Origin of the sequence: Staphylococcus sp. GDX8P54P (assembly GCF_017893165.1) — a bacterium.
Taxonomy (GTDB): domain Bacteria; phylum Bacillota; class Bacilli; order Staphylococcales; family Staphylococcaceae; genus Staphylococcus; species Staphylococcus borealis.
On sequence record NZ_JAESMM010000033.1, the window covers coordinates 82320 to 105688 of the forward strand.

Below are 23369 nucleotides of genomic sequence, written 5' to 3' on the forward strand. Positions count from 1 at the left end.
ACACTTTTATAAATAAAATATAGTATAATTAATTGATTTTAAAAATGCAAATGATATGAGGAGACATAGATGAAAAAACTAGTATTTATATGTGGGGTGTTTTTACTTTTACTTGCAGCTTGTGGTTCTAATGATGGTTCTAAAGAAGATAATAGTAAAACGAAATCTAATGCAGAACAAACAAAATCTAAGAAGTCTAAAAAAGACCAAGAGTTGGAAAAAGAAGTAGCAAAACTTACTGAAAAACAAAAATTGGCTCTTGCCTTCTGTGTGGAAGATGTTGATCGCTATACATTGACTAAGAATGAAATTTTAACAGGTATTTATGAATACAGACTTGCGTCTGGTAATAAAAACTTTAAGCTAGTTGATTTCAAACTTGTGAAATATGCAAAACATATTGATAATGCACCTAAAGGTATGAATTTCTACAATGTATCACCTAATAAAGGGAACTTTGAAGCATTGATTGGTGTGAGTAACGACAAAATCTTTGTTGGACGTATGCAATCGGGTTCATTAGATTATAAAGACTTATTAGGCAAAGGCAAAGAGGTCAAACTCATTGATGTTTATAAAGCTAATAAAGATAACAAAGCTTTACCAGAATTAACTGACAAAATAAATATTGTAGATCAATTATCTAAAAAAGATAAAGAAGACAATAATCCATTATCTGCAGCATACTTAGAAAAATCAGGAACAGTTAATACACATTTCCGTAACCAAGTGTATCAAATGATTTCAGATTTCGAAGGTATTGCGGTAGGTAAGACAAACTATTTATGGGATGATGTTAAAATGGTTGGTCATAGTGGCGATTGGATTGTCAATTATCGAAATAAAGATGGCGAAATTTTAGGGACGTATAAAACTAAAAATAATAAAATTCTTAAATTAGCCCCTAATGGTAAAGTCATTAAACAAGAAAATTAATAAATCAGTATTATAGAGTTCTCATGTTAATTAATTTAGCCTGAGAACTTTTTATATAGGGTTTTATAATTATGTCAGTATGGTACGATGAAACTGAAGGGAAAGACGGCAATTAAAATCACACAAAGGAGTTTATGCTTATGAATCCAAAGGTAGGTTTTGGCGAAGCATTTAAGTTATTTTGGAAGAATTATTTTAATTTTAAAGGACGCTCAAGACGTAGTGAATTCTGGTTTATGCAATTATGGCATGTCATTTTTTACGGACCAGTACTTATTCTTTATATTGCTGCTTTAATCATGATTATGTTCTCAGTAGCATTAGAATCTGACGCGTTATCGATAGTAAGTATAGTCATGTTAGTTGGCACAATCATTTATATGATTTTATATGCAATTATTACTTTCATTCCGAATTTAGCATTGACAGTCAGACGCTTCCATGACACCGACCGTACGATGCTTATTCCAATTTTATCGGTTATATTAGGTGTGATATCTTTTATTAGCCAATTGATTTGGGATATTAATGACCCTAACGGTGACAATGGTTGGGCATTATTGTTTATTCTTCTTCTTGCACTCGTTCAATTTGCTATTTCAATTTATCAATTAGTGATTACATGTTTAAATAGTAAATTTAATAAGAATAAATATGGAGTAAGTCCTAAGTTTAAAGGACATTATGAATAATTCATTGTTTTAAAAAATGCTTTTAGCGATATAAATTAAGGTTCAACGTGTAGTTTATCATTATAACCACGTTGAACCTTTTTTAGTATGTCTATTTTCGCTTACCTACATGCCATTTCCAATAAGTGAACATACGTAGAAGATATTCTAATGGACCATAGCGGAAGTGTCTTTGATGTAATGTTGCTAATACAACTAAAAGAATATAAATCACAATAAATAAAATGCTGGTATAGATGAGTATATCTTTGCCAAATAATCCTAGACCGTAACTATAGAAAATAAGTGTACCGATAATACTTTGAGTAATATAAACGGTGAGCGAGATTTTGCCGGCATTTTCTAAACCTTTAAAGATAGGATGTTTCCCATGACGTTGATATAAATATTTAAATAAACTCATATAACCAAATGATAAAACAGGTCCAAACATAGCAAGGAGTACACCGGGAATTGCATCGTTATTTAACCAAAGTATGGTTGATTTGGCAATAATCGCTATTGGTATCAGGTATATGAATAATTTCGACGACCAAAAGTGTCTTGCATCTTTTTCGAACCAACCAGATCTAGAAAGAAAGATGCCTAAAGTAAATAACGGTACCTCAAAAAGGATGGCTACCAAGAAGATGGCGCTCTTATTATCACCTAATTGATCTTTTAATTCTGCAAATTTAGGAGATGGCGCAATGTCATCTACATGATGAATGTCGTCATAACTACCTTGTGCGTAAATCTGCTGTACCTTATGGATATAAGCAGCAGCATCATGATTGTCGGATGTTGTAGACGATTGTGAATCATCAAACATAGACCAAAAGCCCATGATGAAGACGAGAGAAATGATGATAATATTAAACCATTTAAAGGCTTTCGTACTAAGTGAAATGAAAGGGATGACACATAACATCGCTAAACTATAAGCGGTTAAGATATCGCCTTCCCATATGTAAGATGCATGTATAAAGCCTAAAATCAGTAAGAAAATGGCACGACGTAATAATTTTAATCTAGGTCGGGGTAATCCTTTTAATTTCATAGACTGATACAACTTATCCATCGAAAAGCCAAATAATATGGCAAAAATAGGTAAAAAGCTCTCTTCAACAAGTATAATGATAAGATTGAATATGACTTGGTTGATGGGACTTAAATGGAAATGTTCGATGTAGTCTTTGCCGGATAAACTAAATTGAAATATAAGTAAATTAGCAAGAAATATACCTAATAAGCTGAAACCTCTTAAACTGTCAGCAAATGTAATACGTTTCATAATGTCACCTCAATACATACAGTAAACAATAATGATAAAATCTAGCATAAATGCACCTTAAATCTATCTTAAATAATTAATATCACAACAAAGTAGTGGGGTGATGAGAGTATAATTTAAGCTCAACACCCCACATATGCCGATAATGTTTTACATGAAACAATGTTAATCCAAATCTTTAACTTGGTCTTTGGCACGTTTGTAAATGCTGTCAGGGAAGTGGGTAATACGCAATAATTCAATAGCGTTTCGCGTATTGGCTTTACCTGTTTTAATCTTATAATCGAAATGAATTTCATTGTTTTCAATCGTTTCATTAAAGTGATAGTTATGATAATTGTCTTTTAACAATTCGGAAAGTTCGATATCATGTGTTGCTGCTACAATTCTGTAATTGTGCAAATGATTCAAATACGATAATACGGATTCTGAAGCCGCAATACGCTCAGTTGTATTGGTACCTTTGAAGATTTCATCTATGAAACAATAAACGGGCGATATCGTTTCTATGTCAAATAAGCGACGAATCGATTTGAGTTCAGCCATAAAGTAGCTATCGCCTGATAACACATCATCGGCATTTGCCATGGAAGTATAAACTAAGCCAGGTCGATAGCTAAATGTATCGGCTGTCGCAGTTTCAATCGTTTGTGCAAGGATAATGTTAATGGCTACAGCTTTCATAAATGTTGATTTTCCTGATGCATTTGACCCAGTTAATAGAATATTGTGTTTAATGTCGAGGTCGTTTGGGACGGCATTGTCCAGTAAAGGATGAACTAAGTTTGTGAATGATACGTTCTGTTCTTCTGAAAAGGCAGTCGGCTCACAATATGTGTCCAATGTGCGTCGATACATGGCTAATGAATAGTGATTATCTAAGGTACTCACATAGTCATAGCAGGCGAGCACTTCGTCTTGATATCGATAATACGTATGCTGGATGATATGAAAGAGGAAGTAGTCAACCATAAATGCCATCTTGATTAACATGATAAATGCGCCGCCAATATCTTGATCGCCCACTTTGCCAAGTAGACCGCTAAATAGACGCGCACCTTTAAAGTGATTAAAGTTCGTCTTAACTTCTGGTGTGCCTTCGATTTGGTCAAGATGATAGCCTTCTTTAAGTACTTTTGCTGTGTAGAATAGTGACTTTAAATCTTGATCATACGTGCGTTTAAGACTACCAGATAAAATAATATTCAATAGCACTGCGAAAATAGTTATAAGTACACCATTTGATGGCGAAAATAGAATGATAATAATGCCAATCAATGGTAAGAATGGACATATCATAAATAAATTATTACGTTTAATCGGTTTAAGTTGATCTGGAAAGATAGGATAAACCACTTTTCCGATAGAAGCGAGATGATAAGATACATTAACTCTAAAAGTTTCATTGTTATTAAAGTAGTCTAAGAGTTGATGGTCATTAACCTTAAACATATTGCGCAATGTAGCGAACCAACGCATTTCTCCAATAGCTGTGAAGTTAAAGTTACTGCGATGGAAGATTTCCTCCATATTTAAATCTGACCATGTTTTATCGTCAATAAGATTGTCGTGCTGATCACGCTTGAGCTCAAATTGATAATCGAAACGAGCATTTGGACGTATAAAGTTCTCAATTGGCTTCTTATTACGCCAAAGTGTATGTATATGATGAATCAACTTTCGCTTGTCTGATATGCTCAAAGCAATATTCACAATTAACCCCAGAATGATGATGCCAATCACCAATAATGCATAAGTCTGATAAATATTCATAACTAAACTCCTTAAAAATTTAATTCGTTTATGCAATTATTTCATAATATGATGTAATTAACAAAAATAGATAAATCACGCTATATCAGTATAAAAATAATATAGGATTACTCAGATAACCTTTGTCACATAGATTTCACGTCATAGCTCGTGATATGCTTAATAATGGTATAGGAGGCTTTGGTTGATATGATAGAGAAACAAATAGCATCTACATATAATTTAATGAACTATAACATGTGCGTGTGCCATGGTGAATGTATATGATGACATTTCTAGCAATCACTATTTTTGTCATAACGCTCATTTTTGTCATCTGACAACCGAAAGGATTAGATATAGGAATAACGGCCGTTATAGGCGCAGTTTTAGCACTCATTACTGGGGTTGTGGGTTGGTCAGATATTGTAGAAGTAACGCATATTGTTTGGAATGCGACGCTAACATTTGTGGCGGTCATTTTAATCTCATTGATTCTTGATGAAATAGGTTTCTTTGAGTGGGCTGCCTTACATATGGTTCGAGCATCTAAAGGTGACGGTTTCAGAATGTTTGTGTACATCATGATTCTCGGTGCGATTGTCGCAGCTTTCTTTGCGAATGATGGTGCTGCGCTGATTCTAACGCCAATTGTGTTAGCTATGGTACGTCATCTTGGCTTCAATAAGAAAGTCATCTTTCCTTTTGTTATCGCAAGTGGTTTTATCGCGGATACAACGTCATTACCATTTACAGTAAGTAACTTAGTGAACATCGTTTCAGCGGATTATTTTAATATTGGTTTTGTAGAATATTTGAGTCGTATGTTTATGCCCAATATATTTTCATTAATTGCAAGCATCATTGTCCTTTGGCTGTATTTCCGAACGTCTATTCCGAAGACAGTCGATATTCAAAAGGTTCAAAGTCCTAATACTGCAATCAAAGATCAGAAACTATTCCGTATGTCTTGGCTTGTTTTAGCAATACTCCTAATAGGTTATCTTGTCAGCGAGTTCATACACGTACCAGTGTCTCTAATAGCCGGCTTTGTCGCCATTATTTTCTTACTCTTGGCACGTCAATCAGACGTTGTTTCTACTAGAAAAGTCATCAAAGGTGCGCCATGGAATATCGTGATTTTCTCACTAGGTATGTATCTAGTCGTCTTCGGACTTAAAAATGTGGGTATCACAACTGTCTTAGGGCATATATTCGCATCGATATCTACGCATGGCCTATTTACCAGTATTATGGGTGTAGGCTTCATATCCGCAATACTATCATCCATTATGAATAACTTACCGACTGTTTTAATTGATGCGATTGCCATACATCAATCACAAGTAACAGGTATGCTTAAAGAAGGTATGATTTACGCTAACGTCATAGGTTCTGACTTAGGTCCGAAGATAACACCTATAGGTTCATTAGCCACCTTGTTATGGCTTCACGTTTTGGCTCAAAAAGACGTTAAAATATCATGGGGTGTCTACTTTAGAACGGGCATCGTTATTACAATTCCTGTACTCTTTATGACGTTGTTAGGTCTGTTTCTGACATTACTCATTTTTTAACATAGCAATCATATTTTAAGAGGGATATGACAGTTAGGCATTGATACGTAGCTTTTAAGAATAGATGGACATCAGGTTTAAATCATCTGATAACATGTTAAAAGTATATTCAAGAGAAGTTAGATTGCTCGCCATCCCAAAATGTTAAAGTATAATTCGACCATTCAAACAGTTAATGACTAACTTTTATACATCTTGCAGTCTAACCTCCTTGTAATATAAGGCTTAGATATATACATAATTGAATATACATAAATTGTCATTAGAAGACCTTTGAGCGTCTAGTACTAGTGACTTAAGTGAGATAGCGGATGTGTCGTCTATGATCCGTCTATCTCATTTTTTTATGCCTTTTAAAAACTTAGTTAAAAAACATGTTAATGACATTAAAACGAGCATAACTTTTGGTGAAATGATGGTGTCATAGTATCTTAAATCTATAACTATACCAATTCTATAGAGGTGAGAGTGTGAAAGCATTAATTGTATACGCCCATCCTGAACCAAAGTCGTTCAATGGTGCATTAAAAGATAAAGCTGTAGAAACATTAGAGGCACAAGGTCATGAAGTTAAAGTTTCCGATTTATATGCAATGAACTTTGATCCAGTAGCTCGAAAAGAGGATTTTGAAAATCTGACAGATCCTGACTTCTTCAAATATGCAGTGGAGCAAAAACATGCCTATGATAACGATGAACTGACATCAGTGATTAAGGGAGAATTTGAAAAATTATTATGGGCTGACTTAGTCATTTTCCAATTTCCATTATGGTGGTTTAGTGTTCCAGCTATTCTTAAAGGTTGGTTTGATAAAATCTTTATTTTTGGTGGCATTTACGGTGGAGAATATGACCGTTACGATAAAGCACGCTTGACTGATAAAATCGCAATGATTTCAACGACAACGGGTTCACCCGAAGGCAGTTATACTGCCAATGGTTTCTCAGGAGATATACACGAACAAGTACTATTCCATATTAATCACGGCATGATTTATTTTTCTGGAATGACACCGTTAGAACCATTTATCGCTTATCAAGTAAGTCATAGTGAAGCAGTAAGACACGACTATCTTGAACAATTAGCCGAAAAATTAAAAAATATTGATGCAATTCCTAGAATTAAATATCCTAAATTAGCCGATTTCGATGATAATGGCCAATTAAAATAAATGTTTGGTAGTTAGAAGTATCGGGCGTGGCGCAGTGAATTCAAATAGAATACTGTGTCACTCCCGATACTTTTTTAGTTCACCAATTTTCAAAGCCTGCTAGCACACGTATGAAATAACAACAATAACAAATGTAATTTAAATTGTAATAGTATATCTGATTGTAAATAGGGTATGATGTAAATAATCATTGAGTGAATGATAGTAATATTCTATATAAGGTGCTGATGAGTCATGGAAGAGAAGAAACGGAAGACATTTAAGTTTAAGACGCCGCATACATATGCATTATTAATGTTTGTCATTTTTCTAGCTTGGTTGCTAACATATATCATTCCTGCTGGTGAGTATGCACGTGAAAAGAAGGGTGACCAAACGCTTGTCGTTTCAGGAACATACCATACGGTAGAATCGGCAAATGTCAATTTTCTCGAAATATTCAGAGCCATTCCTGAAGGTTTGATTAGTGGTGGAGAGATCGTATTCTACATATTCCTTGTGGGTGGCGCCTTTGGCATTATTCATAAGACAGGTGCTTTTGAAAATGGTGTTAACAAAGCAATGAGAATGCTAGGAAAGGCCAACTTTCTTATGATTCCGTTAACGATGACGGTATTTTCAATATTAGGGTTTACAATTGGTTTAGCAGAAGAAACGATTATCTTTGTACCAATTGGAATCATCATCGCACGCACATTAGGATACGATGCTTTAACAGGTGCAGCTATGGTGATTTTAGGTGCTGCGAGTGGTTTCAGTGGAGGGATGTTAAATCCATTCACAGTTGGGGTAGCTCAAACTGTCGCTGAATTACCCATGTTCTCAGGCTGGGGCTTACGTACGATTATCTATTTATTTATCTTAACCGCCGCCATTTCAACAGTGATGTTATACGCTAATAAAGTGAAGAAAGATAAATCTAAGAGTATTGTGTATGAGCTCGAAAAAGAAGAAGGACATACAGTACAAGAAGTTACTTACCAACATTTTAGTAAACGACAAGCAGCAAGCTTATTGATTATCGTTGCTACAATTTTATTTAATGTATTTGGAATATTTGTATTTGATTGGACATTTAATGAAATGAGTGCCAATTTCTTACTTGCAGGTATGATTGCTGGTTTAGTAAGTGGACTCGGTTTAAATGGCACATTTGATGCTTTAATCGAAGGGATGCAAAATATTTTATTTGGTGCAATGATTGTTGGATTCGCTAAAGGTATTGTTGTTATTTTGGAAAATGGCAAAATCATCGATACGATTGTTCATGGTATGACAATGCTGTTGTCAGATATACCAGCTTCATTTGTTATTATTGCGATGTTTATATTGCAGTTTCTACTTAATTTCTTTATACCATCTGGATCAGGACAAGCATTAACAACCATGCCCTTAATGGTACCAATATCGGATTTGCTTCATATTAATCGTCAGTTAACTGTCCTTGCTTTCCAATATGGAGATTCAATAAGCAATATTTTATTCCCAACGTCAGCAATCTTAATGGGTGCGCTAGCTGTTGGACGTATTACCTATACACAATGGATAAAATTTGTATGGAAATTGATACTGCTTTGGGTGGTTATTTGTGCAGTAGCCATGTCGGTGGCACTTATAATTGGATATTAAAATGTGTATTTAAATCTAGATATAAACAGTGTGAAAATAAAATGAGGCAAGACTGACGTTTGTCTGAAGTTAGAGGGAAGTGTGTCTAGTGAATGCTGTCATAACAATGGGTAAGCGCGTTCCTAACATTACAGAAACGCGCTTGTTTCATATGATCAATTAGTTGTCTACTGTTGTATTGAATGGATGTTTATGATGTTTACCATGGACGATATAATACACAATAATTGCGACGGCTAATAGTAGAGCCATGGCTAAATATAAGTTGCGATATCCCATAAATGGAATGATTAGTCCAAGTATAAATGGTCCCATACCGGCACCGAAATCTACGAAAATAAAATAGGTTGATGTTGCTAACCCCATTTTGTGCTTAGGAGATTGCTGAATTGCAATGGCTTGTGCAGTGGGAATAATGGTGCCATAACCAAAGCCGATAAATGCTGCTGATATAAGTAAAAATAATGATGAGGTTGTCATACTCAATATAACTAAACCAACTACAAAGCTAATCATAACTGGATACATTACTTTATTTTCACCATAATGATCATAAATTTTACCAGTGAAAGGTCGGGTTACAAATGTCGCTAAGGCATATACAACAAAGAAATAACTTGCTGCAGTAACTAAATTTAGTAACTCGGCATAAATGGATAAGAAAGATAGCACACTTGAATAAGCTATGCCAACCAACATTGTAACCATTGAAATCGGTAAGGCTTCTCGTTGTAAATAAGCGTGAATGCCTTTAGGTTGAGCATTCGCTTCATCTTTGTTTGAGGCGATATTGATTGGAAGCCTTTTAACAAAAGTAGTGAAAACTAAAGCAATTACGATACTGATTAAACTAATCGTAAAGATAGAAGAAAAACCTAGACGCTGATTTAAAATTAACCCGAAAAATGGTCCTAAAGCTGACGCTAATGTCACACTTAATCCATAATAACCGATACCTTCACCTTTACGTGCTTCAGGAATAATTCTTGAGGAAATTGTGCCAGTTGCTGTTGATGCGAATCCAAAAGCAATGCCATGTATGAAACGAACTAACATGAGAATCCATATATTCGTAATAGTGAAGTATAAAGCAATTGCGACCACTGAAGCGATGACACTATAAAATAATATCGATTTCGGTTGGAGGTAATCAATGATACGACCCGAACCTAAGCGCCCACCTAACATACCAATAATAAATACACCTGCTGCTAAGCCTCCAATGCTTTCAGATGCGTGATATTCGTCAATAGTAAACGCTGTGACCGTTACGATAAGCATGTAATGTATTAAATACATAAAGAAGTTCACTAATGTAACGAAGATAAAATCTTTTGTCCATAAGCGATGTTCCATCATGTCCCTCCTAAAATAGTTAGAGTGACTTAGACTCTATATTGTTTTTTAAGCGCATGGTTTATTATATAAATAATTAAAACTAATGTATAATTAGAATAAATGAATTTAATATAAGTAGAACTGATATAAAGGGGTATATATGAATTTCGAACAATTGAGTTATGTTAAAACAGTGTATGAACAGGAATCTATGATTCATGCCAGTGAACGTATGCACATTAGTCAATCAGCAATGAGCCAATCTATAGCGCATTTAGAAGAAGAATTAGGTTATAAATTATTTTATCGTTCTAGAAAAGGGACAGTACCTACAGAAATCGGTAAACGTCTCATTCCTAAAATGTTAGATATTATTGAAGCCAAACAGGCGCTGCTTTCAGAAGTTGATAGTATTGAAACACATTTTGAAGGTAGAATTAAAATTGCTACGAATCCAACCTTGTTCCATAAATTACTTCCTAAAGTACTCTCTCAATTTAAAAAAGATCATCCCAATGTAGACATCGAAGTCATTGAATCTGACAAAGAAGATATATTAAGAATGATTGAAGACCATGATATTGATTTAGGATTGATAGGTAAGACCAATCATTCTGAAATATCAAATCATATTATTGAATTTCCGCTTTATTTTGGTTCGAATTTTAAATTGATCGTGCCAGCTAAATCGAAACTTTCGTTTAAAGAAACCGTGGATCTTGAGGATATTAAAGCGTACCCATTTGTCTTATATGATCGTAGCTTTTATCATCATCATTTAAAGAAATTTCAAGAAGCGAATGGAGATTTGAAGATTGTCTTCCGTACAAATAATCCAATTGTCTTAATGAGAACTGTTGCTGAAGGGCTAGGTGTCGGTATTGTATCAAGCTTTATGGTTGAGAATGAGCCTTTTTTAAACAATGAATTGATTAAAGCGTTACCTTTAGGACGATCTTTCGATTATACAGTTGACTTTGTAGCCATCACACATCAAGAACATCAAAATGATCCAACCGTGCTTGAATTTATTAATTATTTAAAAGACTATAAGACGTTGTAAACAACATATGACAAAGATGTGTCGATTTTGTTATAAAAATTTTGCTCAATTTAAATAAATTTTAGTATATAATACTGTGTAACACCGATTGAAAGGAGCAACTTATGAATTTAAATAACATTAACTTAGTTTCAGGTATTTTATGCTTATTATCATTTCTATTAGTAGTTTCAATTATGTTTACTAGCATGTTCTGGTTTCTTCCAGGATTGTTCGTCATGTTATTAGCTATTATTGCGAGTGTTTTAGGCATCTTGAAAGGCAACAAAGCCATTAATATTACAATGTTGATTTTAAATATTGTATTTTTAGTTATTTTCTCAAGCCCGTTATTACTAGCATAAGCGTGTGAGAAAATCATATATTTTGAATTTATATAAGATAGCGGCTACAGAAATTAATCGATAACATTAATTTCTGTGGTCGCTTCTTTTTATTACGTCTTATTAAGGGTAAATAGAAGGTATAACGAAAGATAACTAAGGGGGATTTATCATGGACGTAAGATTTCCGATAGGAGAATTTGAAGCACCTAGTAACCCGTCATTAGTCGATGTGAAGGAATGGATGAGTGACATAGAAGTGTATATTGACCATCTTAGTGCAACGGTCAATTCGTTAACTGATGCGCAATTAGCACGTCGTTATCGAGAAGGCAGTTGGACAGTCAGACAATTAGTACATCATATCGCAGACTCTCAAATTAATTTATATGAAAGATTAAAAATGGCGCTTACTGAGACACAGATAACAGCATATATGTTTGATCAAGAACGTTGGGCTGAACTACCAGATTCAAATTTACCTATCCAAGTATCAATGAATATTTTAGATGGGCTCAATCAACGCATTGTTGAAATGGGGAATCATGTTACAGAAGATGATTTAAAACGTTCGATTAAGCTTTCAGATGGTAGCCAAGTACCAGTTTCAGAATTATTGGCAAAATTATCATGGCATGAGCGTCATCATCTAGAACACATCAAGATTGCTTTATCAGACCAAGATGTGTCACAAGCATAAAGTGTTCAAAAATAATTATATGAAGAAGTCTCTACAACCTAAGAATGAACTTTATCAAAAGTAAGTGTTAATACGCATACTAAAAGTATAAAACTGTTATAATCTGAACTTACTAAGAGATAGATAGGGGAGGAAGTTTCATGAAGGAACAAGTTTTAGTAACTGGAGGTACAGGCTTCTTAGGTTTGCGTATAGTCGCAGAGTTGTTAAAACAAGATTATGGCGTACGTGCAACAATTCGTTCATTGTCTAAGAAAGAAACGGTACTTGAAACATTGAAAGCACAACAAATTGACACGCAAAACCTAGCGTTTGTTGAAGCGGATTTATCTAAAGATGATAACTGGGAAGAAGCTATGGAAGATTGTACATATGTGATGAGTGTCGCTTCGCCTGTAGTAATGGGGAGTGTAAGTGTGACCGATGAACACTCCATTAATAAACAAGCAGTTGAAGGGATTCAACGTATTTTAAGAGCTGCTGAGAAGACAGATGTCAAACGTGTCATTATGACAGCAAACTTTGGGGCAGTTGGATTTAGTAATAAAGATAAGTCGAGTGTGACAACAGAAGCATATTGGACTGACCCTAATGAAAAAGGACTTTCTGTGTATGAAAAATCTAAATTGATTGCAGAACGCGCAGCATGGGACTTTGTTAAAGCGACTGAAAATCATATTGAATTTGCGACCATCAATCCCGTGGCAATACTTGGTCCTTCGTTGAATCAACATATGTCATTGAGCTTCCAATTTGTAGAGAATATCGCCAGTGGCAAAATGAAACGTATCCCTAATATCCCAATGAATATTGTCGATGTCAGAGATGTGGCATTAATGCATGTTTTAGCAATGAAGACACCTGAAGCCAATGGCAAACGCTTTATTGCTACTGCAGATGGACAAATCACTATGCCTGAAATTGCACAATTAATTAAACAAGAACGCCCTAAACTATCAGACAAAATTTCAACTAAGACAATTCCAGATTTTGCGATTAAGTTAGGCGCTAGATTTAATAGTGAAGCACAAGAAGGAAAGTTATTACTTGAAATGAATAGAAATGTCAGTAACCAACAAGCACGAACAATTCTAGGATGGACACCAAACTACACACAAGAAGAAGCCATCTTAGCATCTGTTGATTGTATGATAGAACACCACATCTTAAAATAAATATAAGTGAATACGCCATTTAAGGTAGCACCTTTATCTATAATATTGTAATTAGAAGATAAAGGTGTTTTTTTACTTACAAAATTTAGAAAGCGCTTACTTTTTCTCTTGTTTCATGAAAAATACATATGCTAGTATAAATCTATGATAACGTTTTCATAACAAAAAGTAAGGTGAAACGATGAATAATACAGAGATTAAACAATTTATTGAAGCAGGACATTTAACGGTTGGTATTGAATTCGGATCAACACGAATTAAAGCGATAGCGATTGATGATCAATGCCAAACACTCGCAACAGGTTCATTTGAGTGGGAGAACAGTTACCGTAACGGTTATTGGACATATTCGATGAATGACGCGTGGGTAGGTATTCAACGTGCATATGGCGCAATGACGCAAGAACTTAAAGACAAATATGATGTGACGGTGCATCAACTCGCTTCATTAGGTATTAGTGGTATGATGCATGGCTACTTACCATTTGATGACAATGATGATTTACTCGTGCCATTTAGAACTTGGCGTAATAACAATGCTAATAAAGCAGCTGAACAATTGCGTGAAGATTTCCAAGTCAATATTCCAGAACGTTGGAGTATTGCGCAACTTTATCAATCAGCATTAGATCAAGAAGCACATGTTGAGAAAGTACGTTATATGACGACACTTGCGGGATACATACACTGGTATTTAACTGATGAGAAAGTATTGGGTATCGGAGATGCATCAGGCATGTTCCCAATTGATAGTGAAACACAAGACTATCGTGAAGATATTATTCAGCGTTTTAATAAGAAATTTTCTGAAAAGGGTTACACACAAGACATAAGAGACCTCTTGCCTAAAGTGGTTGTAGCAGGAGAGTATGCCGGACGTCTTACGGAAACGGGTGCGAAATTAGTAGACCCGAACGGTGAGTTACAAGCTGGATGTCCATTATGTGCACCTGAAGCGGATGCGGCTACAGGAATGGTAGCGACGAATAGTGTAGCACCAAGAACAGGGAATATTTCGGCAGGAACAAGTATCTTCTCAATGATTGTTCTTGAAAAGCCAATCAAAGATGTTTATCCAGAGGTAGATATTGTTACAACACCAGATGGTTATGAAGTAGCAATGATTCATGCGAATAACTGTACATCAGATATTAACGCGTGGGTTGATTTATTTGGCGAAGTTTTTGAAACGATGGGCGTTCAATATGATAAAGGTGAACTATTTACCAAATTGTTTGAACGTGCTTTAAAAGGCGATGATGATTTAGGTAAGTTATTGTCATTTGGTTATATTTCAGGTGAATTTATTACTGATGTACAACATGGCTATCCAATGCTTGTACGATCAGTAGATAGCAATTTTAATTTAGCTAACTTAATGAAAACGCATATTTATAGCGCGTTTAGTACGTTGAAAATTGGTATTGATTTACTAAAAGAAAAAGAAAATATTCATATTGATTCAATGTTTGGTCATGGTGGCATCTTTAAGACTGAAAAAGTTGCGCAATCCTTCTTAGCAGCCGCTTTAGATAGTCCAGTGCGTGTCATGCAAACTGCGAGTGAAGGTGGCGCTTGGGGTATCGCTGTCTTAGCAAGATACATGATTGAAACAAAGACATCTAATTTAGCAACTTATTTAAATGATTTCGCATTTAAAGGAACAGAATCAATGACTATAACGCCAACTGAAGATGAAGTTGCACATTTTGAGCAGTATACAGAACGTTTTAAACAAGGCATTCCACTTGAAAGTCTTGCGCATGAACAATTTCATTCAGAACATAAATAACAACTAATAAACAAAGGTAGAAAGTGGGATTAAAGTGACGAACGAGATAGAAAAACGAGAACGTCAATTTTTAGGATTGCCTATGGTATTAATATGGGGTTATATTGCCGTAGCAATCTTCATGACCGGAGATGGTATGGAACAGGCGTTTTTATCTAAATATATTATGAGCCTGGGCTTTGATAATTCAGAAGCTGGTAATGTCTTAACCGTTTACGGTTTAGTGGTAGCAATTGCTTCGTGGTTATCAGGTGTGATGGCTGAGATTTTTAGCCCAAGACGTGTGATGACATTCGCATTTATCATTTGGATGGTCTTCCATGTTGGATTCTTAGTCTTTGGTTTAGAACAACAGAACTATGCCATGATGATGATCATGTATGGTATTCGTGGTTTAGCATATCCAATGTTTATTTATAGCTTTGTCGTATGGATTACATATTCTTCACCAAGTTACAAGCTTGCGTCAGCCATGGGTTGGTTCTGGGCAATGTATTCAATTGGTATAGGTGTATTAGGTTCATATTTACCAAGCTTTTCAATTCCAGTGATTGGTGAGATGGGCACTTTATGGTCATCATTAATCTTCATCTTAATTGGCGGATTAATCGCGATGTTCTTAGTTAAAGATAAAAAAGGTAAAGACGTAGAAGCGCAACATATGACTAAGAAAGAAATGTTAAGAGAGTTTGGTCGAGGGATTACCATTCTTAAAAATAAGAATGTAGCAGTTGCCTTTGTCGTACGTATTATTAACCAATTGTCATTATTCGGCTTGGTTGTATTCTTACCTCATGTTTACACTGCAGATTTCGGTTTCACTACGTCAGAATGGTTACGTGTATGGGGCTTAATGTACATTATTACCATATTCACAAACTTATTCTGGGGTATTATGGGCGATAAAATTGGTTGGGTACGCCAAGTCCGTTGGTTCGGTTGTATTGGTATGGCCGTATCCACATTAGCGTTTTATTACTTCCCATCATGGAGTGGGCCTAATATCATCGTGACAACGTTAATTGCGATTATGTTTGGTTTCGCAGTTGCTGCGTTCGTCCCAATGTCAGCTATATTCCCAACGTTGGTGCCAGAACATAAAGGTGCCGCAGTATCTGTACATAACCTAGCAGCAGGATTAAGTAATTTCCTGGGTTATGGACTTGCAAGTGTGATGCTCATCTTCGCTTCAGCAGAAGTGACTATTTGGGCTTATGCAGTGATTTATGTATTAGGCTTTGTTCTTACATTCTTTATGAAAGTACAACAGCCTGGAAGACAAGTCAAAACAACAATTAGTTCACAATCAAATTAAAAAGGATGATAAAAATGACAAACATTATTGATCAATTTAAAGTAAATGGTAAAGTAGCAATCGTAACAGGTGGTGCCATGGGTCTAGGTAAAGCGATGGCAGAAGCATTGGCACAAGCAGGCGCAGATATTGTAATTGCAGACATTAAATTAGACTTAGCGCAAGAAACAGCGAAAGCAATTGCTGATAATGAAGGTGTTAAAACAACGGCATTAAAAGTAGACGTAACTAATCCAGAAGACGTTAACAAAATGGTGGATGACGTCGTAAATGAGTATGGCAAAGTAGATATCTTAGTCAACAATGCGGGTATGACCATTAATGAAAAAGCAGAAGATGTTTCTTACGAAAATTGGTTAAAAGTAATTAACTTAAACTTAAATGGTGTCTTTTTAGTAGCACAAGCAGTAGGACGTCAAATGATCAAACAAGGCTATGGTTCAATCATTAATACTTCATCTATGTCAGGCTTAATTGCCAATAAACCTCAAGAACAAGCATCTTATAATGCGTCTAAAGCAGGCGTTATCATGTTAACGAAAAGTTTAGCAATGGAATGGTCTAAATATGGCATCAAAGTAAACACAATTGCGCCAGGATACATGAAAACGGCATTAACTGAACCAATGTTTAATACTGGTGGCGAAATGATTGACTATTGGATGGGAGCAACACCAATGGGTCGTCCAGGTGAACCAGAAGAGCTAGGTGGCATTGTTGTATACCTTGCATCAGATGCGTCATCATTCGCACAAGGTAGCGTATTTACAATTGACGGTGGTTACACAGCATTATAATCATATTTAATGATTGCCAAAGATAAATAGGTACAATATACATCTCAACAGTAGGTGAAAATCCATCTGTATGAGGTGTATTTTTTATAAGCAGATCAGGAATTTCAAGAATGACGTTATGCTTGCCGGTTAGGTCGGGTAAACAGTACATATAGACGTATTGAACGGAGGAATAATGATGAAACGCTCGACAGATCTCGATAAGACATTGAAATCTTTAGATGGACAAAAATACGGCGCGTATAAAAGAATTAAAGGAACATATGCCTTTAATCAATTTCGTTTAGCTATTGATCATGTACAGGTGGATCCTTTTGCGCCACCTTCAAAAATGCGACTTATGATCCAACGAGATGTTGCTCAAATTCCGGATCATTTACTAGATACGAAAGACAAACGGCTTGCAGTATCGGACTTCTTGACCCGAGCGTTTGCCTATCAAGTCGCAACGTTTAATCGCACTGTAAAAGGTTCTGGGAAAAATGGAAAAATCTTTATCGATCATTGTGGCCAAGAAATGCTAGAACGCACGTCGGTTGTAATCAATGATAAAACCATTGAAGTGCGCATTGAAGTTGGTATGCCAGCTGCAGGACGTAAGATTCTTGGAAAAGCTGCAGCGCAAACACTGATCAACGGTTTACCAAAGATTGTAAATCAAGCCATTATGTATCAAAATATTGATCAGCAAGCACTCCAACATCAAGTGACAGTAAAACTCGACCAAACGTATATTAGAGAACAACTTGAACAACAACATCTAGTTGCTTTCGTTGCGAATAATGCTATTTTACCAAGGAAAAGTGGTGTGTCTGATGAACCAATGAAAGGTGCGATTCGATTTACGAGTCCAACAACGCTTGAAACGACGTTTAACTTACCAAGTGGTCGGGCAGTCACAGGGATGTCTATTCCTGAAGGCATTACATTGATTGTTGGTGGGGGTTATCATGGTAAATCGACCTTATTAGAAGCACTTGAACGTAGTGTTTATGATCATATTCCAAATGATGGACGTGAATTTGTAATTACACGTCATGATGCTATGAAGATACGTGCTGAGGATGGACGTGGTATTCACAACGTTAACATTAGTCCGTTTATAGATAATTTGCCTGGTAAGAAGGACACGACGCATTTTTCAACTGAGAATGCGAGTGGCAGTACCTCTCAAGCGGCAAATGTGATGGAAGCATTGGAAACGCAAACGTCAACATTGCTTATAGATGAAGACACATCAGCAACGAACTTTATGATACGTGATGGGCGCATGCAGAAATTGATTGCGCCTGATAAAGAGCCCATTATACCATTTTCAAATAAAGTGAGACCACTCTTTGAAACACATCACGTTTCAACCATTTTGATTGTCGGTGGCTCTGGTGATTACTTTGACGTAGCCGATCAAGTATTAATGATGGATGAGTATCATTTGAAGGATGTGACGGATGAAGCGAAAGCCATTGCACAATCAGACGGCTATCAACGCGACACACAAGTAGAAACGTCATTTGGTGAGATTCCATCTCGGGTGCCGTTAGCCACTTCTTTCTCTAAAAAGGGAAAAGATGATCGATTGAAAGCGAAAGGACTACGCACAGTCATGTACGGCAAGGAAGCAATTGATTTATCTGGTTTAGAGCAACTGGTCGACGATAGTCAAACCAATGCATTGCCGGTTATGATTAATTACTTTAGACATCAACTGATAGATCATCATTTAAGTCTTATTGAGGCGACGAACCAAATGTATGAGATGATTGAAAAGCATGGCATCGAAGCGGTATCTAACTTCGATGGTCATCCAGGTAATCTAGCGCTACCACGTAAACAAGAATTTATTGGAACGTTAAACCGTTACCGTGGATTAAAAGTGAAATAACATAACAAAAGCACATTGCACTTGATAGTTAATCAAGCTTTGCAATGTGCTTTTAATTCGTTAAGAAAAAGTCTACGGTAATATCATCATCATAATATCTTTCGTCATATTCTTCAATTGACGTATTAGGCAGTATGCTTAAGCTTTTGACATAATCAATACCATAGTCTTCGACATAGCCGTGTTGGCCATGTTTAACATAAGGCGTTACTTTTGATTTAAATTTAACAACTTGATGTAAAAATGGATCTTGGTCGTGATAATATCGCTTCGCTGCATAAACCCAAACATGATCGAAATATTGACCGCCGATGTTCACATCAGTTAATAAAATTTTCGAGAAAATAGGTTTATTTGGGATGTGTATTTTAGGTGTTATAGTAATATGTTCAATTCGACCTATGACGGTTACAGTTTTATTTTTCAAAGATTTCAAGCTATCGCGAGGCATACCATCACCTTCTTTTGCAAAAATTGTAAAATTGATAACTATTACTTGAAAAAAATAATATTTGATATAATTTTACAATAAAATGCATAAAAAGTGGTGGGATATACATTTTGAAAATACTTTATTTCGGAAGTGTATATTTATGAAAATTACTGTATATAATGGTGGATACCTTCAGCTGCACGTATGCCACTAAAGATACAACCACCAAGGAAAGTGCCTTCTAAAGCGCGATAACCATGGACACCGCCACCACCAAAACCAGAAGCTTCACCTGCCGCATATAGACCTTGTATCGATTGCATCTTTGAATTAAGTGCTTGGCCTTCTAAATTTGTTTGAATGCCACCAAGTGTTTTACGACTAATAATATTTAATTTGACGGCAATTAAACGTCCGTTTCTTCCACTTAATATTTTATGAGGTTTGGCCGTACGTATTAATTTATCGCCTAAGAACTGGCGTGCATTATTGATGAAGGCGACTTGTGGATCTTTCGTAAACGGATTATCAATTTGTAAGTCGCGTGCTTTGATTTCTTCCTTAATCGCTTCATAATCAAGTAACGTACTACCAACTAAGTCGTTCATCTTTCGAACAAGCGTACCTAAATCATCAGCGATAACAAAGTCCGGGCCATTATTCATAAAGGCTTCTACTGGAGAGGTTGCTTTACGACCTAAGCGTTCTTGAAGTAGCAACTTGATATCTTTGTCCGTTAAATCAGGGTTCTGTTCAGAGCCTGAAAGGACGAATTCTTTCTTAATAATGTCTTCTGTTAAGATGAACCACGAATAGTCGTAACCTGTGTTCATGATAGTTTCTAATGTATGTAAGGTGTCGAAACCAGGATAATCAGGCGCAGGCATACGTTTGCCAGTAGCGTCAAACCACATAGAAGATGGACCTGGAATAATACGAATGCCGTGGTTCGACCAAATTGGGCTATGATTCTGGATACCTTCAGTGTAGTGCCACATACGATCTTTATTCACGATGTTTGCACCTGCATCTTCAGTAATTTGAATTAACCGGCCATCCGTTGAATCAGGTACCCCTTGAATCATAGTTTTTGGTGGATTACCTAAACGTTTAGGCCAGTATTTACGAATAAGTGGCATGTTGGCACCAATGCCACCTGAAGTAATTAACAGTGCATCCACTTCGAAATGGAATGTATCTATCACGGTACGGGATGATTTCTCACCACGTGCCACATCACTTGGTTCTAAAATATTTCCAGCAATGTGTGTCACTTGATTATGTTTGATACCAATATCTGTTACTTGATGACGTGCGAGAAATTCAAATTGACCTTCTTGTTCTTTTTCAAGGACGTAACGACTAAACGGCTCAACTAATCCAGGACCTGTCCCCCATGTGATATGGAAACGTGGCACAGAATTGCCATGACCTGAAGCAGACGTACCGCCACGTTCAGCCCAACCTAAGATCGGTGTTAGGCGTACGCCCATCGATTTTAAATAATTTTCCTTTTCAAAAGTCGCAAAGCGCACGTAGGCTTCAGCCCATTGTTTCGCCCAATAATCTTCATCCTCCGGGCGGTCAAATTGAGCAGAGCCAAACCAATCATTCAGCGCAAGTTCATACGAATCTTTAACCCCTAGACGTTGTTGGATCTTAGAATTTACAAGAAACAACCCGCCAAATGACCAGTAAGCCTGTCCGCCTATCGCTTGACGTGGTTCCTGGTCTAACATTGTGACGTGATAGCCTTTCTTTAATAATTCTGTCGCAGCAACTAACCCACTTAACCCTGAACCAATGACAAATATCTTTTTATTCATAACAAACTCCTTACAACCATTGTTTTATGTAGTCTACATATTTTATCAAGTAATATTGTCATACGAAAGTGACAACCTAAATGTTAACAAAACGGTTTGATAGATTATCAACTTCTACGGGTATATACTTGTATCAAATGTTCTTAAAGGGGTGGATGTAAATGGCAACATTAGAAGTGCTTAATCCAGCGACAAACGAAGTGATTCAAACATTAGACTATACTGACGAAGCAACAGCGAAACAACAAATTGAGAAAGCACATGAAGCGTTTAAATCTTGGAGAGAGGTAGATGCACATGAACGTGCAGACAAATTATATAAATGGTTCGCTTTGATTAACGAACATAAAGAAGAATTGGCAGAACTTATTACTAAAGAGGGCGGTAAACCTTTAAAAGAAGCACAAGGTGAAGTAGACTACGCGAATTCATACGTTTCTTGGTATGCCGAAGAAGCCAAACGTATTTACGGACGTACCATTCCTGCGAATACACCGAATAAAAACATTATCATTAAGAAATTCCCGGTAGGTGTAGTTGGCGCTATTACGCCATGGAATTTCCCAGCGGCAATGATTACACGTAAGATTGCGCCAGCATTAGCTGCAGGTTGTACCATTGTGTGTAAACCTGCGACGCAAACACCATTAACTACGATTCGTCTCATTGAATTGGCGCATGAAGCGGGAATCCCAGAAGATGCCGTTCAATACGTTATTATGTCAGGTAAAGACGCAGGTGAATTGTTCACGAAACATCCAGTGATGCAGAAAGTGACGTTTACTGGCTCAACTAATGTAGGTAAGAAACTTATTGCGCAAGCGGCTGAATCCGTTGAAAATGTCACAATGGAACTGGGTGGCCTGGCACCACTGATTGTTCATGAAGACGCCGATATTGACTATGCGGTAGACCAAACAATTGCTTCAAAATTCCGAAATGCGGGTCAAACATGTATCTGTGCAAACCGTGTATACGTACATGAAGCGGTTGAAGATGCGTTTGTTAAGCAATTAACGCAAAAAGTTCATGAACTGAAAGTCGGAAATGGTATGGATAAAGACGTTACGATTGGGCCGTTAATTAATGAAGATGGCGTGAAGAAAGTCGTTAATCAATTGGAAGATGCGGCATCTAAAGGTGCTCAATTATCACGTTCTTTAGAGGATGCACAAGCGTTAGGTGGTAACTTCTTGAAACCTGTTGTCGTATCAAATGCGAACCAAGAGATGTTAGCCATGCAAGAGGAAACATTTGGTCCTATCGTGCCTGTTGCAACATATTCAGATTTAGAAGATGCGATTCAAATGGCGAATGATACACAATTTGGCTTAGCTGCTTATTTCTTTACAAATGATTATCGCACAGGCTTCCACTTATATCATTCACTTGATTATGGCGTGATCGGTTGGAATGACGGTGGACCATCAGCAGCCCATGCACCATTCGGCGGTATGAAAGAAAGTGGTTATGGCCGAGAAGGTGGCACAGAAGGTATTGAACCTTATTTAGAAACAAAATATTTATCAATCGGTAATATTTAAGCTACAACGGGAGTGGGACAGAATTCTTTTTAAATTCGTTGTCCACTCCCAGCTTGCTTTGTTTGTAGAATTTCTTGATGAAATTCTCTTTGCTGGGGCCCCGACTCCCAACTTGCTTTGCTTGTAGAATTTCTTGATGAAATTCTCTTT

Annotated in this window: 18 protein-coding genes and 1 pseudogene; 14 read left to right on the forward strand and 5 right to left on the reverse strand. The window is 36.3% G+C overall.

Going from position 1 to position 23369, the window contains the following annotated elements; all coding sequences use genetic code 11:
* Nucleotides 1-69: 69 nt before the first annotated feature.
* Together KA909_RS10950 and KA909_RS10955 are read left to right on the forward strand one after the other, a co-directional pair.
* On the forward strand, nucleotides 70-936 hold the full coding sequence (locus KA909_RS10950; RefSeq protein ID WP_210130206.1) for a hypothetical protein: 867 nt from the start codon (nucleotides 70-72) through the stop codon (nucleotides 934-936).
* Between the two features lie 140 nt (nucleotides 937-1076).
* Nucleotides 1077-1628 (forward strand): DUF805 domain-containing protein, encoded by a 552-nt coding sequence (locus KA909_RS10955; RefSeq protein ID WP_193838722.1) that lies wholly within the window; start codon nucleotides 1077-1079, stop codon nucleotides 1626-1628.
* A gap of 91 nt (nucleotides 1629-1719) precedes the next feature.
* Here the strand turns inward: KA909_RS10955 and KA909_RS10960 are convergent, their stop codons facing one another.
* Nucleotides 1720-2901 (reverse strand): DUF418 domain-containing protein, encoded by a 1182-nt coding sequence (locus KA909_RS10960; RefSeq protein ID WP_193838723.1) that lies wholly within the window; start codon nucleotides 2899-2901, stop codon nucleotides 1720-1722.
* Between the two features lie 165 nt (nucleotides 2902-3066).
* Entirely contained in the window at nucleotides 3067-4674 is a 1608-nt protein-coding gene (locus tag KA909_RS10965; RefSeq protein WP_193838724.1) for a MutS-related protein, read from the reverse strand.
* Nucleotides 4675-4940: 266 nt separating this feature from the next.
* On the opposite strand from KA909_RS10965, the pseudogene arsB reads away from it, so the two are divergent.
* The 3 genes and pseudogenes from arsB to KA909_RS10980 all read left to right on the forward strand — a co-directional run bounded on the left by arsB (nucleotide 4941) and on the right by KA909_RS10980 (nucleotide 9031).
* Nucleotides 4941-6230: pseudogene (gene arsB / locus KA909_RS10970) on the forward strand (arsenite efflux transporter membrane subunit ArsB).
* 470 nt (nucleotides 6231-6700) lie between these two features.
* On the forward strand, nucleotides 6701-7402 hold the full coding sequence (locus KA909_RS10975) for an NAD(P)H-dependent oxidoreductase (protein WP_210130207.1): 702 nt from the start codon (nucleotides 6701-6703) through the stop codon (nucleotides 7400-7402).
* A gap of 234 nt (nucleotides 7403-7636) precedes the next feature.
* Entirely contained in the window at nucleotides 7637-9031 is a 1395-nt protein-coding gene (locus tag KA909_RS10980; RefSeq protein ID WP_193838726.1) for a YfcC family protein, read from the forward strand.
* A gap of 159 nt (nucleotides 9032-9190) precedes the next feature.
* Here the strand turns inward: KA909_RS10980 and KA909_RS10985 are convergent, their stop codons facing one another.
* Nucleotides 9191-10387, reverse strand: coding sequence for an MFS transporter (locus tag KA909_RS10985; RefSeq protein ID WP_193838727.1), 1197 nt, complete (start codon nucleotides 10385-10387; stop codon nucleotides 9191-9193).
* 142 nt (nucleotides 10388-10529) lie between these two features.
* Here KA909_RS10985 and KA909_RS10990 point away from each other — a divergent pair, with 142 nt between their 5' ends.
* The 8 genes from KA909_RS10990 (at nucleotide 10530) to KA909_RS11025 (ending at nucleotide 19416) form a co-directional block, all read left to right on the forward strand.
* Nucleotides 10530-11432 carry a LysR family transcriptional regulator gene (locus KA909_RS10990; protein WP_193838728.1) on the forward strand — a complete coding sequence of 301 codons (903 nt, stop codon included), beginning with the start codon at nucleotides 10530-10532 and terminating at the stop codon, nucleotides 11430-11432.
* 104 nt (nucleotides 11433-11536) lie between these two features.
* Nucleotides 11537-11776, forward strand: a complete 240-nt coding sequence (locus KA909_RS10995) for a hypothetical protein (protein ID WP_193838729.1) — start codon at nucleotides 11537-11539, stop codon at nucleotides 11774-11776.
* A gap of 151 nt (nucleotides 11777-11927) precedes the next feature.
* Entirely contained in the window at nucleotides 11928-12455 is a 528-nt protein-coding gene (locus KA909_RS11000; RefSeq protein WP_193838730.1) for a YfiT family bacillithiol transferase, read from the forward strand.
* A gap of 140 nt (nucleotides 12456-12595) precedes the next feature.
* Nucleotides 12596-13630, forward strand: coding sequence for an SDR family oxidoreductase (locus KA909_RS11005; protein ID WP_193838731.1), 1035 nt, complete (start codon nucleotides 12596-12598; stop codon nucleotides 13628-13630).
* A 181-nt stretch (nucleotides 13631-13811) separates the two neighbouring features.
* Nucleotides 13812-15422, forward strand: a complete 1611-nt coding sequence (locus tag KA909_RS11010; protein WP_210130208.1) for a xylulokinase — start codon at nucleotides 13812-13814, stop codon at nucleotides 15420-15422.
* 34 nt (nucleotides 15423-15456) lie between these two features.
* Nucleotides 15457-16737, forward strand: coding sequence for an MFS transporter (locus KA909_RS11015; RefSeq protein ID WP_312883894.1), 1281 nt, complete (start codon nucleotides 15457-15459; stop codon nucleotides 16735-16737).
* Nucleotides 16738-16751: 14 nt separating this feature from the next.
* Nucleotides 16752-17534, forward strand: a complete 783-nt coding sequence (locus tag KA909_RS11020) for a glucose 1-dehydrogenase (protein WP_053030120.1) — start codon at nucleotides 16752-16754, stop codon at nucleotides 17532-17534.
* Nucleotides 17535-17712: 178 nt separating this feature from the next.
* Nucleotides 17713-19416 carry an ABC-ATPase domain-containing protein gene (locus KA909_RS11025; RefSeq protein WP_193838732.1) on the forward strand — a complete coding sequence of 568 codons (1704 nt, stop codon included), beginning with the start codon at nucleotides 17713-17715 and terminating at the stop codon, nucleotides 19414-19416.
* Between the two features lie 52 nt (nucleotides 19417-19468).
* Here KA909_RS11025 and KA909_RS11030 read toward each other — a convergent pair whose 3' ends face one another.
* Nucleotides 19469-19867, reverse strand: coding sequence for a hypothetical protein (locus tag KA909_RS11030; RefSeq protein WP_193838733.1), 399 nt, complete (start codon nucleotides 19865-19867; stop codon nucleotides 19469-19471).
* Between the two features lie 149 nt (nucleotides 19868-20016).
* Nucleotides 20017-21675 carry an FAD-binding dehydrogenase gene (locus tag KA909_RS11035; RefSeq protein WP_193838734.1) on the reverse strand — a complete coding sequence of 553 codons (1659 nt, stop codon included), beginning with the start codon at nucleotides 21673-21675 and terminating at the stop codon, nucleotides 20017-20019.
* A gap of 161 nt (nucleotides 21676-21836) precedes the next feature.
* Between KA909_RS11035 and KA909_RS11040 the strand changes: the two genes are divergently transcribed.
* Nucleotides 21837-23219, forward strand: a complete 1383-nt coding sequence (locus KA909_RS11040) for an NAD-dependent succinate-semialdehyde dehydrogenase (protein WP_053030116.1) — start codon at nucleotides 21837-21839, stop codon at nucleotides 23217-23219.
* The last annotated feature ends 150 nt before the right edge of the window (nucleotides 23220-23369 follow it).

Bases quoted from the DNA above. Each gene is read 5' to 3' on its own strand.
- KA909_RS11010 (WP_210130208.1), top strand. From the start codon at position 13,812: ATGAATAATACAGAGATTAAACAATTTATTGAAGCAGGACATTTAACG.
- KA909_RS11000 (WP_193838730.1), top strand. From the start codon at position 11,928: ATGGACGTAAGATTTCCGATAGGAGAATTTGAAGCACCTAGTAACCCG.
- KA909_RS11030 (WP_193838733.1), bottom strand. From the start codon at position 19,867: ATGCCTCGCGATAGCTTGAAATCTTTGAAAAATAAAACTGTAACCGTC.
- KA909_RS10965 (WP_193838724.1), bottom strand. From the start codon at position 4,674: ATGAATATTTATCAGACTTATGCATTATTGGTGATTGGCATCATCATT.
- KA909_RS10995 (WP_193838729.1), top strand. From the start codon at position 11,537: ATGAATTTAAATAACATTAACTTAGTTTCAGGTATTTTATGCTTATTA.
- KA909_RS10990 (WP_193838728.1), top strand. From the start codon at position 10,530: ATGAATTTCGAACAATTGAGTTATGTTAAAACAGTGTATGAACAGGAA.
- KA909_RS11025 (WP_193838732.1), top strand. From the start codon at position 17,713: ATGAAACGCTCGACAGATCTCGATAAGACATTGAAATCTTTAGATGGA.
- KA909_RS11040 (WP_053030116.1), top strand. From the start codon at position 21,837: ATGGCAACATTAGAAGTGCTTAATCCAGCGACAAACGAAGTGATTCAA.
- KA909_RS11005 (WP_193838731.1), top strand. From the start codon at position 12,596: ATGAAGGAACAAGTTTTAGTAACTGGAGGTACAGGCTTCTTAGGTTTG.
- KA909_RS10950 (WP_210130206.1), top strand. From the start codon at position 70: ATGAAAAAACTAGTATTTATATGTGGGGTGTTTTTACTTTTACTTGCA.
- KA909_RS10985 (WP_193838727.1), bottom strand. From the start codon at position 10,387: ATGGAACATCGCTTATGGACAAAAGATTTTATCTTCGTTACATTAGTG.
- KA909_RS11035 (WP_193838734.1), bottom strand. From the start codon at position 21,675: ATGAATAAAAAGATATTTGTCATTGGTTCAGGGTTAAGTGGGTTAGTT.
- KA909_RS11020 (WP_053030120.1), top strand. From the start codon at position 16,752: ATGACAAACATTATTGATCAATTTAAAGTAAATGGTAAAGTAGCAATC.
- KA909_RS10955 (WP_193838722.1), top strand. From the start codon at position 1,077: ATGAATCCAAAGGTAGGTTTTGGCGAAGCATTTAAGTTATTTTGGAAG.
- KA909_RS10980 (WP_193838726.1), top strand. From the start codon at position 7,637: ATGGAAGAGAAGAAACGGAAGACATTTAAGTTTAAGACGCCGCATACA.
- KA909_RS10960 (WP_193838723.1), bottom strand. From the start codon at position 2,901: ATGAAACGTATTACATTTGCTGACAGTTTAAGAGGTTTCAGCTTATTA.